Here is a 13,994-nt window from a genome sequence, read left to right as displayed (position 1 = left end):
GTGCGGGGTCAGGTCCACGGGCTCTTGGTCAGGACGGTCGACGTGCTGCGAGGCCGGTCGCCCGGCGGGGGAGTGGAGGCCGGCGGGTGCACCTTGGCGGTCGGCCAGAAGGCGTCCAGCTTGCCCTGCCCGTCGATCTCCTCATCCTTCTTCGTCGCCTTCTTCTTGGCCGGGGGCTTCTTCTTGGGCGGGGTCACCTTCTCCTTGACGACGACGCTGGGGGTCGAGGCGGCTCTTGCCCGCGGCGTGATGACGGGGGGGTCGGTGGAGGTGGTGGTGGTGATCTGCTTCGTCGGCTTGCCGAAGAAGTTCTTCTCCTTTCCGACGACCCTGGTGCCGGATCCCTCGGTGATGTAGACCTTCTTCCCGGCGGCCTGCAGCCTCTCAGCGGCGGCGCGGAGCTTGGGATGCACCCAATCGGGGGCCGCGCCAGGAAAGACGTAACGCAGGTGACAGGGCTGGGCCGGCAGCGAGAGCTTCTTGACGTAGTCGTTGAGCTGTTCGTCGAAGCCTTGCGTCAAGTCCTTGCTGGGGGTCTGATCGGTGCCGTAGCCCTTGTACTCGCAGAAGCAGAGTGCGGGCTCCGGCTCTCCCGGGGTGAAGACCAGCTCGATGCTGTCCACCGATCTCCCCTTGGTGGAATCCGGGATGGTGATCGGTAGTTCGACGTCCCTGAGCAGATAACTGCTGCGTGCCGCCAGGGTCTTGTTGATCTGGAAGATGTAGCCGCGCAGCTCCGCCCATTCGACGGTGGCCGTGCCGTCGGCGATCGCTTTCAGCAGGTTGTCGATGTTCTTCCGCATCCACACCAGTCTGCCGCCGTCGTCGAAGCCGTCCCGGCCGAGGACGGACAGCGCCACGTCCAGCCAGGCGCTCGTCTCGGCGGCCTGCTGCTTCGAGGACACGGTGTCCATGCCCTTCTTCTTCGACCCCGGCAGCACGTACGCGTCCGCCTTCGGGCGGACGGCGAGGAGGTAGTCACGGACCGTCGCGGTGAGTTCGTCGACCGTCTGGTCAGGGCCCTCGACGGCCATCGTCTGCCGTTTGAGCAGAATCTTCGCCATCAGGGTCAGCTGCTTGGGCGAGAACTTCTTCATCACCTGCATGCCGGCCAGCGTGACGAGCTCGTGCATCTGCTGGGCGTAGTCGTACGTCGACGACCCCTCTTCCGTGCCCTCCATGATGCTCTGTGCGAGGGCCAGGGCGCTGGTGCCCAGATCGTCCTTCGACGCCTTCTGCTTCTTGGTGGGCTTCGGCGGGTCCACGTCGAGGTTCGTGGTCGTCAGTGAGATGGGCGGGGTCAGGAACGACAACGACTGCTTGGGCTTGGTGATCGTGCTGGGTTCGCGGTCCGTCGTCCGGACCGGCGTGATCGTGAGCGGCGTCCTGTCGCCGCCGGTCGCGCCCGTGCCGGTGTCGGAGTCCGTGTCGATGGTGACGGGTACGCGGTTGGGCTGGAAGTCACCCGTGTTCTGGTTCGCCTTCTTCTTCGGCCCGGACACCGACTTGGCTTTTCTCTTCATGGTCGTGATCCGTCCTGGTCAGCGGGCGCGGTAGAGGAGGGCGAGTCGCAGACCCGCGAGGGCGGAGCGGTCACCGGTGAAGGTGAGCACCAGGGGAGCGGTGGCCGGGAGCCCGGGAGTGGGCAGGAGGCGGCCGTCGACCAGCGGGTTGCCGTGCACGGCGAACTGGGCGGTGCCGGACGCACCCGGGTCGTACACCGGGTAGATGCCCGTGATCTGCGGGTTGTACAGGTCCGGCAGCAGGGCGGGGGACAGGGGAAGGGTGAGAGTGTCCGTGAATGACTCCCACTGTTCGGGGAACTCCGCTGCGACGTCGATGAACCGCGCCGCGTCGTACGGCTGCAGCAGCCCCTTCACCCCGGCCGCGAACGTCTCGCCACCGTGGTCCGCCTCGTACCGCAGCGTGATTTTGGCGTCGAACAGACCGGCGGGGTGGTCGGCGGAACGCAGGCCGGGCAGTGTGAGGCGCCAGGCGGAGACCGCGCCCGTGCCCTCGAACGGCAGGTAGCGGTCCTCGTCGTAACGCAGCTCGAACAGGCCGTTGTTCTCCCAGCCCTCGGGCGGCTGCGACAACGCGATCTGCCGGCCCGCCCGCCAGTCGGTGCGCACGCTGCTCGGCGGCGTGCCGGTCGGGGTGAGCAGGTACTGCACGCCCTTCGGGTCGGGGGTCAGCAGGGTGTGGTGCGTGACCTGGCCGAGCGTGGCGTTGAGCGGCAACGTCGCCCCGTCCGCGCCGACGAACGTGATGGCCATGGTGCGGATCTGGCGGCGGTAGTGGCCGGGGAAGTCGCGGTCGAAGAAGCCCTCGGTGAGCGCGAACTCGCAACTGCCCGTCGTGCGCAGCGTGAGCAGCGCCACCGGATCCAGCTCCAGCAGCGAGATCTGCCGGGTGATCTCCAGTCGCCGCCCGTCCCCTGCCGCGTACGCCTGACCCAGCCGGTCCAGGTCGTGCGCGAGCAGCTGCCCGGCGAGCAGGCCCTTGCGCCTGCTGTCCCAGTGCGCGGGAGTGATCACGCCGCCGGTGGCGCCACGCTCGTACTGGTAGGCACGTTCGGCGGCACGGGCCAGGTCGGCCGCCATCCCGTAGGTCTGGAAGTACAGCCCGGCGAGCCGGCCCGACATCCACTGGTACAGGTCGGCGCCGGTGAACTTCTCCCGCAGGAACGCCGTCACCGCCTCCTGGTCGGAGATCTGCTGGTGCAGGATGTCCAGTTCCCGCCGCGCGATGGCCAGCCGCGCCTCAGCGCTGGTGACCTGGTGCTCGATCTGCGCGCTCTCGTTGGTGGCGATGGCGAGCTGCAGCTGGTTGTCCTGCATGGCCCGCTCCTGCTCCGCGCGTACGCCGAGCAGCTCGCCCAGGACCGACAGCCCCTCGCCCAGCGACTCGGCGATCCCGGCGACGCTGTCCAGGGCGTCGCCGATCTCGTCGCCGCCGGCCATCGTGCCCAGGATGAACGGGCCGACCAGCACCTGCGGCGCGCCGTGCGCGACGGAGGCGCCGATCCGCAGCCCGCTGGAGGTGAAGTGGGCGGTGGACGCGGCGGCCATCATGGAGAGCTGGGCGACCTGCAGCGGCGTGACACCCGCGTCGATCACCTGCTGGAAGTGGGTCATGCGCGCCCGCGCCCCGGCCAGCCCGGTCCGCAGGCCGGCGAGCGTCTCCTCGGCGTCGACGATCTGCGCTGCCTTGACGGCGCGGGTGAGCTCCAGAATGCCTGTCTCCTGGGTGGACTGCAGCATGCTGAGCGCCTCGGCGTCCTGGCGCTCCAGCACGTCCTGCAGGTTCGCCCCGAACTGGCAGACCCGGTCGGTGAGCTCCTGCGCCCTGCGGTACAGGTAGGCGAACCGGTGTTGCGGCACCTCGGCGGCCGGCGTGACGCTCACGCCGTCGAGCTCGCCCGCGTACGCGCCCGCGACCAGCGTCATCGGGTCGATGGGCGGCTCGAACAGCGGCAGCGGCCGGCTGATGCCCATGATGTCCAGCGACGCCCTGATCTTGGTCAGCCGGTCGGTGACCAGATCCCAGTAGCCGAGCAGCATGGTGTTGACCGGCGCGAAGAAGTACGGGTGCCCGATGCTGGCATGCACCCTGGCCAGCTCCCCGAACAGTTCGTCCGAGGCCGAGACCTTCTCCAGCTCGGCGAAGCCCATGGCCGCGTCCAGGGGCATCGGCCCCAGCTCCTGCGGACGCCGCCCGAGCAGGTCGTGGGCGAAGATGTACAACATCCGCGCCTCGTCCACGCTCTCCGGGGTGAAGCGCCGGTAGAGCTGGTCGCCCCAGTCGAGCAGGTTGTCGATGTACCCGGTGACCACCGCCCGCCGGTAGGCCACCGGCCGCAGCGCCGCGATCGTGTGCGGGTCGAACGGATCATCGCGGTACGCCTCCCGCAGGCTGTCCACGTCGCCTGTCACGTCGTACACGCGGGGCAGCTCCATGGCGAGCGCGAGCTCCTCACCCGGTGGCAGCGTGGCCAGCGCGGCGAGGTCCCTGCGTTGCCCGTCGGTGAGCGCCGCGCCGCCACGGAAGACCGGCACGAGCGAGTCGAGCAACGCGATCGCGCCGGCGAGCGCCGGATCCCCGTACGCCCGCAACGCGTCGGCCAGCGCGGCCGGGTCCGCGCCGAGGAAGGGCAGGAACCGCCACGGCTGACCGGGCTGCGTGGGGTCGAAGACGTACTCGTACCAGGTCCGCGCCTCGTCGAACCGCTGGGCGGCGTTGAGCGCCTGCGCGATCAGCAGCGGGGCGTGGAAGAAGATCTCCCAGTAGTAGATGCCGTTCGCGCTGGTGAAGTCCAGGTGAGACCGGCCGGGCAGCCAGGCCTTCTTGACCCGTCCCTCGCGGACCTTGATCGTGACGGCGTCGGAGCCGCCGGTGTCGAAGGCGGGCAGCTCGTCGGTCTCCTGGGTGTAGGTGTCCAGCAGTGCGGGCACGCCGCCGGCCAGCAGGCGCTGGTTCAGCTTGTACGCGGTGCTGGTGGTGAGCCTGATGATGTCGTGCGGCACCTCGGTGTACTCGTACGGGCGCGGCAGGTTGCCGCCCTTGGCGTACACGGCGTACTGGTCGCCGACGAAGAGGTACACGTCGGCGCTGGTCTCCAGGGCGCCGGTGATCCCGGCGGGCAGCTCGCCCCAGTTGCCCGCCAGGGGCCGCCACTTCCAGTCGCCGACCCTGGCGTACTCGCCGCCGCTGATCGCCCAGCCGCGGAAGACGGCCTCGACGGTGTGGGTGATCGTCTGCGGGTATCCCTGGTCGACCACCTCTGGGATGCTGTACCCCGGGCCGAGGGTGTAGCGGGCGAGCCTGGTGCCGCTGGTGATGAACAGGTACGTGTCGTCGACGACCCACGCCGCGTCCACCGAGGTCCAGCCCGGCCCGTCGGACGAGGCACCCTGCTGGGCCGGAGGGTCGTGCGGAACCGGCAGGTCGATCCTCCCTGGCCTGCGCCCGCCGCGTGACTCGCCGCGTGACTCGCCTCGCGCCGGTTCGGGCGCGGCCGTGGCGTCCGGCTCGGCGTCGGGATCCGGCTCGACTCCAGGCCACGACGGGTCCGACGGCCGCAGCGGCTCGGTGAGACCCCAGTGCCGGGAGATGTACTTGCTCCTCTCCGCGGTGTTCGACCCCGACGCCATCTTGGTGAACCGGCCGCGCCTGCTGTTGTTGAAGAAGTAACGCGTGCCGTCGGGCAGCGTGACGGCGGCGTCCACGCGCACCCAGTTGGGCAGCCCGGTGGCCCCCTTGATCGGCGCCAGCGCGGCCGGCTCTCCCGCGGCCGGCATGATCGGCCGGCACAGGAAGCTGCCGCCCTTGTGGTCCACGCTGAACCAGGAGCCCTCGCCCATCCCGAAGCCGGCCGGCCGGTTGAACCAGATCACCGAAGCCGGGTCGATCCCGCCCGGCTCGTCGAAGATGGTCGTCACGTCGCCCGTGGGCGGCTGCACGGCGATCCCGGACACGGGCACGCTGTACAGCTCGGGAGTGAGCGCGTACGACGTGCCCATGCTGCCGCCGCCCGCCAGCGTGGCCACGTACGAGGCGATGATGGCCTGGTGGTCGCCGCCACCGGGCAGCGGGCCGGGCCGCACCGCGAGGGTGACGCCGAGTATCGGGATGTTCGTCGACGACCCGGTGGCCAGCAGCTGCGCGGGCACCCACTCCTGGTTGAGGTTGACGTAGGAGTAATAGATCTTGACGGCGTGCCGTACCGGTGCGCTCACCTGCTGGCCGGTGCCCGACTCGACGACCGCGATGGTCGTGGTGCCGGTCCGTTCGGGTGGCAGGTCCTCGACGGTGGCCCAGAACACGAAGGTCCGGTCGAAGGCCCGTACGGGCTGGACGCGGTCGGCGTCGATGCGCAGGTCCACCTTCTGCCAGGGCCGCCAGGTGGCCGACAGCTTGTCGCCGTCGCGGAAGGTGGCCGTACGGCAGTAGTAGCGCCGCGGATCGCTGCGGGTACGCCCGAACAGGACCAGGTCGCGCGCCCCCGCGTGGGCGGCGTCCACGTACCCACCGGCGATCTCCAGCCGGGACACCTCGGTGTACTCGTCCAGGTAACGCTTGTACGCGCGCTGCGCGGTGGCGGAGGTGACGCCGCTCTGCAGCAGGTCGCTCTCCAGGTCGGCGAAGCCGGGCGTCTTGGTGTCACGCAGCTCGGGACGCAGGTAGTTCTCCGGATACAGGTAGACCCGCCTGTTGGCCTCCCACACCCGGTAGTTCTTCATCCATGACCACCAGCGGCGCAGCCGCGCCCGCGTCTCCGGGTCGGTGAGGCCGGGGGCCTGCTCCAGGTCCAGCAGGCAGCGGTGCAGGTAGAGCTGCACGGCCGCGATCGCCTCGCGGATCCGCGAGGTGACGCCCTTGCCGCCCATGTCGACGTCGATGAGCTGCCGGTCGAACAGGTCGGTGGAGTCGGCCAGGCCGGGGTCGGCCGCGAGCACGACCGACAGCAGCGCGTCGCGCCGCAGGACGCTGTCGCGTTCGCCGGTCAGGCCGGGCAGCGTGGACGGCGGCACGCCGGCCCTGCGCGCGAGCGCGAACAGCTCGCGCGCCGCCAGCACGAAGCCCATGTTCGACTCCGACGGCAGGGTGCGTTGGGCCCACATCAGCTCGGCCACGTCCCAGCCGAACAGGGCCGCCATCGTCTTGTACGGCTCCTCGTCCGCGGCCGTCAGGGCCTCGGCCGGCGCCGCGCCGAGCGCGGCGAACCGGATGATCGTGAACAGGTCGGCGAGCCGGTGGTCGGCGCCGTCGCCGAAGCCCTCGGTGATCGTGCGCACCAGGCCCGCGTCACTGACGTACGTGTCGCCGCGCACCAGGTACAGCCGTCCGGCCAGGGTGAACGCGGCGTCCACGCCGGCCTCGAAGGTGGTCGGCACGGCGCCCCAGTCGTCCTTGATCGTCCGCGGGAACCCGGGGTCGGCCAGGTCCAGGATGCCTGCCGGGTCCGGGCCGCCGTCCGTCGGGCCGTCGGGTTCGATCGTGTAGCGGACGTACTGGTCGCCGCGGAAGGCGTACACCGCCTCCTCGATGGCCACCACGGCGTCCACGGTGCGGTCGAACGCGTTGCGTACCCGGCCCCACACCGGTGGCGGCGTGCCGGGGGCGTCGGCCCGCAGGTAGTTCGAGCCCGCGAACAGGTGGATGCCGTGGCCGGCGAATCCCGCGTCCACCCCGTCCAGGAACGCCTCCGGCAGCGGCGAGGGCAGGGCGAGGTCGTCGGCGAGCCGGGCGAAGATCGCCCGTGGGTAGCCCTCGTCGGGCCGGATGTACTCGTTGCCCGTGTAGCGGCTGTAGCGCCCGCCGGACAGCAGATAGGTGCGCTCGCCGACGAGCAGCGCGGCGTCGAGCGGGCCGCCCAGCGGACGGGTCCGTCCGGCGAGATCCTCGTAGTCGGCCTGGTAACCGGCCTCGTCGCCCGCGGCGAAGGCGGTCTCGAGCACCGCCTCCTGCCCGGCCGAGACCACGTGGCAGCGGCCGCCCATGAACAGGTAGAGGCTGCGCCGCCCGGTGACGGCGGCGTCCACGCTGGTCAGGGCGTCCTCGAAGGACTCGGCCAGCCCCGGAAACTCTTTCCGGAAATTTCGGGACATGGGCTTGGGGTAGCCGGGGTCGGCGTAGGCGTACTCCTCCGTGGAGTATCGCGCGTACCGGTCGCCGCTGATCAGGTACGTGCGCCCCGCCCAGGTGAACGCCGCGTCCACCCGCCAGAACGACTCGCCGGCCGGTTTGGTGAGCGGGCCGAAGGCGCCGTCGGCGTAACGACGGTACTGCTCGCCGAAGCAGAAGTAGGTCGCCCCGTCGCCGCCGACGTACGCGCCGGTCAGCGTGCCCTCGAAGCCCCGCCAGAGCCGGCCGATCGGCCGCGGCGCCGACCCGTCGGGCAGCGTGTACGTCAGCCCGGACAGCAGCACCAGCGAGTCGCCCACCGGCAGCACCGCCCGGGGCACCTCGTCGGCGTTCCAGTACGACGCGTCGGTGACCTGCGGATACCCGGGATCGGGCGCGGTGTAGTCGCGGCCCGAGTAGACCACGTACCGCATGAACCCGTTCTCGTCGGGCCGCTCGAACAGGTAGGTCGCATCCTGCCACACGTACGCGATCGAGACGCTGGTCAGACCGCCCCACGTCGCGGCGATGCGGTGTGGCCGTCCGCCGTCCACCGTGTACTGGTCGCCGCTGAACAGGTAGGTACGCCGGTCGCGCCCGGTGAACCCGGCCTCCACCGCGCCGAGCCCGCGCGGCCTGCCCCACGCCTCGGCGATCGGGTACTCGCGGTCGACGAGCGTGTCGTAGCAGGCGTCGCCCTTGAACACGTACGTGACGCCGTCGGTGCCGCGCAGGACCGCGTCCAGGCCGGTGCGGAACCGCTCGGGCAGCTCGCGCAGCAGCCTGGGCCTGGCCGGGCCGCTCACCGCGCCCAGCCCTTCCACCGACCCCTGCCGCCGCCAGCCGTTCGGCCTCTCGACGATCAGCTGACCGTCCTCCACGAAGGCACATGACACCCCGGGCACGTCGTAGGTCCGGTGCAGCGCGTCGGACACCACATGACAGGTGTGCTCGCGGAACAGGTAGACGTTCCCCCGATCGGCGAAGGCCGCGTCCACCGCGTCCAGCTCCACCGTCAGCCTGCCCAGCCGCGGCTCCTCCTTCAGGTCGGAGAGCGCGCGCGGATAGCCGAGGTCGGGGGTGGTGCCGGTGTAGCGGATGAACTGGTCACCCGAGAACAGATAGGTGTGCTCGTCCACCTGCAGCGCCGCGTCCACCCGCCCGGTACGCGCCAGATTGTTGCGCGTGCGCCCCCAGAAGGCGGCCACCGGCGCGGGGTAGCTGTCGTCGGTCCTGCTGTAGTCACCGCTCGAGTACCGCACGTACTGCTCGCCCGAGAACACATAGGTGCGCCCGTCGCGTCCGGTGAACGCCGCGTCCACCGAGGCGAACGGCACGCTGTCCCACTGCTCGGACAGCTTCCGCGGCGCCGACCACCAGCGCCGCCGCGCGTCGAACTCGACGTACCGGTCGCCGCGGAACAGGTGAGTCCGCCCGTCGGCCGAGGTGAAGACCGCGTCGACCTCCGGACCGAACGCGTCAGGCAGGTTCCACCAGTTGCCGGGCAGCGGCTGCGGATAGCCCTCGTCAGGCTTGGTGTAGTCCGCGGTCGAGTAACGCACGAACCGGCCGCCGCCGAACAGGTACGTCTCGCCGTCCAGCACGAAAGCGGCGTCGACGCTGGTCAGGCCGCCCCAGTCGGCGGCGATCCCGCGTGGGTGGCCGAGGTCCACGCGCGAGTAGTCCGTGCCGGAGTAACGCAGGTACGTCCCGCCGCTGAACAGGTACGTCCGCCCGTCCAGGCCGACGAACGCCGCGTCGACCCGGCCACTGGGGAACGCGGCAGGCATGTTCCCCCACCGCTGCGTGGTCGGCACGATCCGCGCGTCGCCGGTCAGCGCGACGGTACGGCCGTCCTTGAACAGGTGGACGACGCGGCCCGCGTCGGCGAAGGCTGCCTCGATGTCGCTCTCGAACTCGGCGGGCACGCCGGGGAACTGCGTCTCGATCTTCACCGGGTAGCCGTCGTCGGCCTGCGCGCCCTCGTTCTCCAGTGACGCCGTGTGCAGGGCGACGCGGTCGCCGCGGAAGACGTACACGCCGGTGGGGTCGGCGTACGCGGCGTCCACCAGCCCGTCGAAGCCCTGCCCGTCGAACCCCGGCGCGCCGGGCTCCTCCCCGTCGTCGGCACGGGCCCCGCGCCAGAATCCCGCCTCGTCGCCGAAGGCGTGGAACGCGCCGTCCCGGCCGAAGAACCCGGGCTCGCCGAACTCCGCCGCGGGACGCGGGAACCCCTCGTCCACCACGCTGTAGTTCCCGGTGGAGTAACGCACGTACTGATCTCCGCAGAACAGGTAGGTCCGCCCGTCGTCGTCCACCAGCGCGGCGGTGATCTTCCCGCCGCCGGCGAACTCGTCGCGGAAGCGTCCCCAGACCTGCTCGTGGGCCACCCAGCGCGTGCTGCCGGGCTCGCGCACGTACGCCCGCGCGCCGCTCACCAGCCAGTCGGCCCCCGCCGGGTGCCTGAATGCGGCCTCCACCCGGGCCAGCCCCGGCACGAGCGTGGCCAGGGGCGCGGTGTTCGCGAGCTTTCCCTCGTGGAAGCGCCAGTATCGCTCGCCGCGGAAGACGTACACGTCTCCGTCCGCGCTCTCCAGCACCGCGTCGATGCCGTCGGCCTGGTCGGGCAGCGCCAGCGGCTCGGGGTAACGCCCGGCCAGCCGCAGGTCGCCGAAGGCGAGCGCGACCCGGCGCTCGTCCAGGCCGAGTTTGGCGGCCAGCCTGGCGAACGCCCTGATGCGCCGGTACGCCGTCGTCGGCGGCTCCAGCAGGTCGGTCAGCTCGGCGCCGACCCCGGCGCAGATCGCGGTGACGACCGTGGCGGGCACGCCCAGCGTGTCCTGCGCGACCGCCAGCAGCGCCGCCGCCTGCGCCTCCTCCTGCGTGACGAGCACCGCCTCGATCTCCGCGACGGCCTCCTGGGTCGCCACGGCGACCGCGTTCAGCAGGCCGAAGACCTGCGCGCTGTAGTCCGCGACGCCCGGCAGGTAGAACTCGACCACGCTGTTGGGCTCGGCGAAGAACGACAGGCGATCCTCGGGCACGGCCAGCTCTTCGTCCAGGTCCCCGCCCTGGATCAGCGCGTCCAGGACGACCTGCGCCCCGGCCTCCTCCAGCCCGAGCGCGTTCAGCGACGCACGGTCGAGCCGGTAGGGCCGCTGCTCCTCCGCGATGGCCCGCAGCCGCTCCTCGACGACCGGATCGTCCCACTCGCCCGCGTCGATGATCCGCCGCCCGACGGCCGACTCGGCGATCTCGACGAAGGCCTCCGGCGGGAAGAGGCAGACCCGCGCCCACAGCTCGGCGACCTGCTCCTGCATGATCGCCAGAACGTCCGCCTTGTACGGCTCGAACTCGGCGGACAGCGCGAAGTCCTCCGCCACCAGCTCGGTCACCGCCTCCTTGTCGCGGTAGTTCCCTTCGCCGTCGATGAACCCGTTGTACTTCAGGTTCGCCAGCAGCCCGTCAGGGGCCGCACCCAGATCGATCTTCAGCGGCTCCTTCAGATAGGCCTGGCCGCCGGCCCTGATCAGCTCGATGACGTCGGCCGCGACATCGCCGAGGTCGGCGTTCAGCTCGCCGATGGCGGCGTCCAGCACCACGCCCTCGGCGTCGATGTAGCCGTTGTAGACGAGGTTGTCGTACAGCTCGGCGCGCTGGGCGATCGACAGCCCGGTCAGCTCCTCCAGGTGCGACGGATAACACATGTCGCCCAGCTCGCCGAACAGCTCGGCCACCTTGTCATGGTGCGGGGAGAAGTCCGTGGCCAGCTCCGACGGGACCTCGACCAGCTCGCCGTCCGCCGTGAGGTTGCCACGGAGCACCAGGTTGGTGAAGATCTTGACGGCCAGCCGGTCACCCAGCCCCAGCCCGGCGAAGTCGGCCGGCGTGATCTGCGCCATCCCGATCAGGGCCGCGTACGCGTCGGCGGGCCCGTCCCAGATCGCCCGGGACGCGCGCTCGCTGAACCGGTCCGACACGAACATCCGCGGCCCCGGCGCCACCAGCGCCAGCGCCTCGCCGAGCGCGGCGGCGAACTCCTCCTCGCCCTCGACGGGCTCGCCCGGCACGGCCTCCTGCGCAGGACCCCCTGCGAACTCGGCCAGGTCCTGAGCCGACAGTCCGCCGTCACGCATCCACCGCACCACCAGCGGCAACGCCTGCGCCAGCCATAACCCCGCCCCCGCCTCGGGCATGGCCAAGATCCGCCTGCAGTCGCCCCGCGTGCGTGGCGTCGCGAACGGCATGGTGAACGGCACCGCGAACGGCACGGTGATCGATCCGTCCAGCAGCCGCAGCAGGTCGAACAGCTCGTCCGCGGTGAGTCCGAGCACCGTCATCAGCCGCGCCGCCCGGTGCAGCGCCGACGGCCCGGCCTCGCCGGTGACCACCTCGCCGAAGCGCGCACGCAGCCGCTCCAGCTCCGCGGCCCCGATCCCGAGTGCCTCCGCTACCGTGACCCCGGCGAACGTACGGACCTCCAGCTCGGCCGGCATCGGCGCGGCCAGGCTCACCGTGACGTCCATGGGCAGCCCGAGCGAGCGGCTGACGTGCACGGCCGCTGCCAGCACGCCCAGCGCCGCCGCGTCCAGCCGGTTCTTGCAGCAGCCGCTCAGCACGAGGTCCAGGTCCTCGAACGACAGCCCGGCCCGCCGCGCCAGACGGACGAACCGGTTGAACCGGTCCAGCCAGCCGAGCAGCTCGGCGCCGCCTGGCAGGCTCAGCCGCCCGTCGGCCACGGTGACGGCCGCGCCGCCCTGCCTGACGAACGCCGCGCCGAGTACCCCGGTCAGCTCGACCTCCGACAGCCCCGCCGTCCGGCGCAGCCGCGCCGGGTCCGCCAGCACGCCGAGCTGCTCGGCCTTCCCCGCCGCGTCCTTTCCCACCTGGAAGGACGCCCGCAGCTCGGCCTCCACCGGCCGCGAGGTCGTGACCACGCGGACCACCTCGGGCGACAGGCCGAGGAACCGCTCAGCCAGCTCCTTCGCCTGCGCGCCCAACAGCCGCGGAATCTCGTCCCGCCCGACGTTGCGCCTCTTCAGGAACGTTCCAAGCTCTTCGTAGGCGAGGTCGAACGGCTTGTCGAACGGGAAGGGCATCGTCTTCATGCGCTCGTACGGGTCCGGGCCCGCCAGCCGTTCGAGTATCTCGACCACGATGTCGAGGTACGGGAGCTCGGTGGTCGTGTGCTCGGCGTCCAGCGGGATCTCCCGGATGTCGGGCCGCCGCTCGTGCAGCCGCGCCCCGTCGGCGTCGACCTCCTCGTCCAGCAGCCGCAGCAGATCGGCCAGGTACGCCGCCGGCGAATTCACCGTCCGCGCCTCGTCCCCCGGCCGGAAGTCCAGTTCACCGAACAGCAGCTGGTAGTTGGGCAGGCTGTCGCCGACTCGCATGTGAATACCCTCCGAATCGCGGGCGCGCAGGGCAGGCCGGCGGCGCCGCGTACAGGTGAAGTCGTCCCGGAGATGGAGAATGGGTTTCGACAGCGGGAAAGACCGTTGTGCGGTGAATCCGTCGTCGTCCCGGTAGCCGCCCCCCCTTGGCGCGACCGTCAACAGCCAGGCCCCCGACAGCACTGGCTCAAAGCGCCGCCCGGCCTCGTCACGGCAACGCACCGGACTGGGACAGGCAGTAGCAACAATGCATCGACTTCAAAGTCAGGTCAATGCGTGACAGCGCCGCAGATTCCGCGAATTTCATCGCGCGCCTGTCAGCCGCTGCGGGCTCGTTCTCGGACGGGGCCCGCGACCCCGGCCCGACTGACGCGGGCCGCGCCTCAGCACATCGACGGGATGCGGGTGCACGGGTTCTCCACCGGGGACGGCGGCTGCGGCTGGGCGGGCGCCTGGTGGTCTGCTGCGGCGGATCGGGCGTGGGCTCCGGTGGTTTCCCCGTGCTTCCGGCGGGTGTCGAGTGGGGCACTGAGCCGTCGTGGGTTGGGCAGAAGGGTGTCCGAACCCGTCAACGATCACTTCAGGAACCGGAGTCGTCATATGCCCACGCAGTCCGCACCGCAGGAGCCGGCGGAGATCGCGCCCAAGCTCGTCGAGGTCACCGACCAGGTCCTGTTCGGCGACATCTGGGAACGTCCCGGGCCCTCGCCGCGCGACCGCAGCATGGTCACCGTCGGCGTGCTGGCCGCCCTGTACCGGAGCGAGCAGCTCGGCCACCACCTCGACGTGGCCCTGGACAACGGGCTCACCGTCGAGGAGCTGTCCGAGACGATCACCCACCTGGCCTTCTACACGGGCTGGCCCAACGCCATGACCGCCATCACCCTGCTGAAGAAGATCGCCGACGAGCGCGGCGGCGGCTGACCGGCCTTCCGGGACGCCCCCGCCACAGGCTCGCCGCCCACCGTGACCGGC

General features: G+C 71.0%; 3 protein-coding genes. 1 reads left to right on the top strand and 2 read right to left on the bottom strand.

The annotated features are described in order from the left end of the window. Positions 1-8 precede the first annotated feature (8 nt). Together ABZ459_RS18295 and ABZ459_RS18290 are read right to left on the bottom strand one after the other, a co-directional pair. Positions 9-1,523 carry a hypothetical protein gene (locus tag ABZ459_RS18295; RefSeq protein ID WP_357971423.1) on the bottom strand — a complete coding sequence of 505 codons (1,515 nt, stop codon included), beginning with the start codon at positions 1,521-1,523 and terminating at the stop codon, positions 9-11. Positions 1,524-1,541: 18 nt separating this feature from the next. Further along, positions 1,542-13,202 carry a hemopexin repeat-containing protein gene (locus ABZ459_RS18290; RefSeq protein WP_357971422.1) on the bottom strand — a complete coding sequence of 3,887 codons (11,661 nt, stop codon included), beginning with the start codon at positions 13,200-13,202 and terminating at the stop codon, positions 1,542-1,544. 417 nt (positions 13,203-13,619) lie between these two features. On the opposite strand from ABZ459_RS18290, the gene ABZ459_RS18285 reads away from it, so the two are divergent. Continuing rightward, positions 13,620-13,943, top strand: coding sequence for a carboxymuconolactone decarboxylase family protein (locus ABZ459_RS18285; RefSeq protein WP_357971421.1), 324 nt, complete (start codon positions 13,620-13,622; stop codon positions 13,941-13,943). The last annotated feature ends 51 nt before the right edge of the window (positions 13,944-13,994 follow it).

The sequence above is a fragment of the Nonomuraea sp. NPDC005692 genome (assembly GCF_040631115.1).
Lineage (GTDB): Bacteria > Actinomycetota > Actinomycetes > Streptosporangiales > Streptosporangiaceae > Nonomuraea.
This window is presented reverse-complemented; position numbering and strand designations above follow the sequence as displayed.

Bases quoted from the DNA above. Each gene is read 5' to 3' on its own strand.
- ABZ459_RS18295 (WP_357971423.1), bottom strand. From the start codon at position 1,523: ATGAAGAGAAAAGCCAAGTCGGTGTCCGGGCCGAAGAAGAAGGCGAAC.
- ABZ459_RS18285 (WP_357971421.1), top strand. From the start codon at position 13,620: ATGCCCACGCAGTCCGCACCGCAGGAGCCGGCGGAGATCGCGCCCAAG.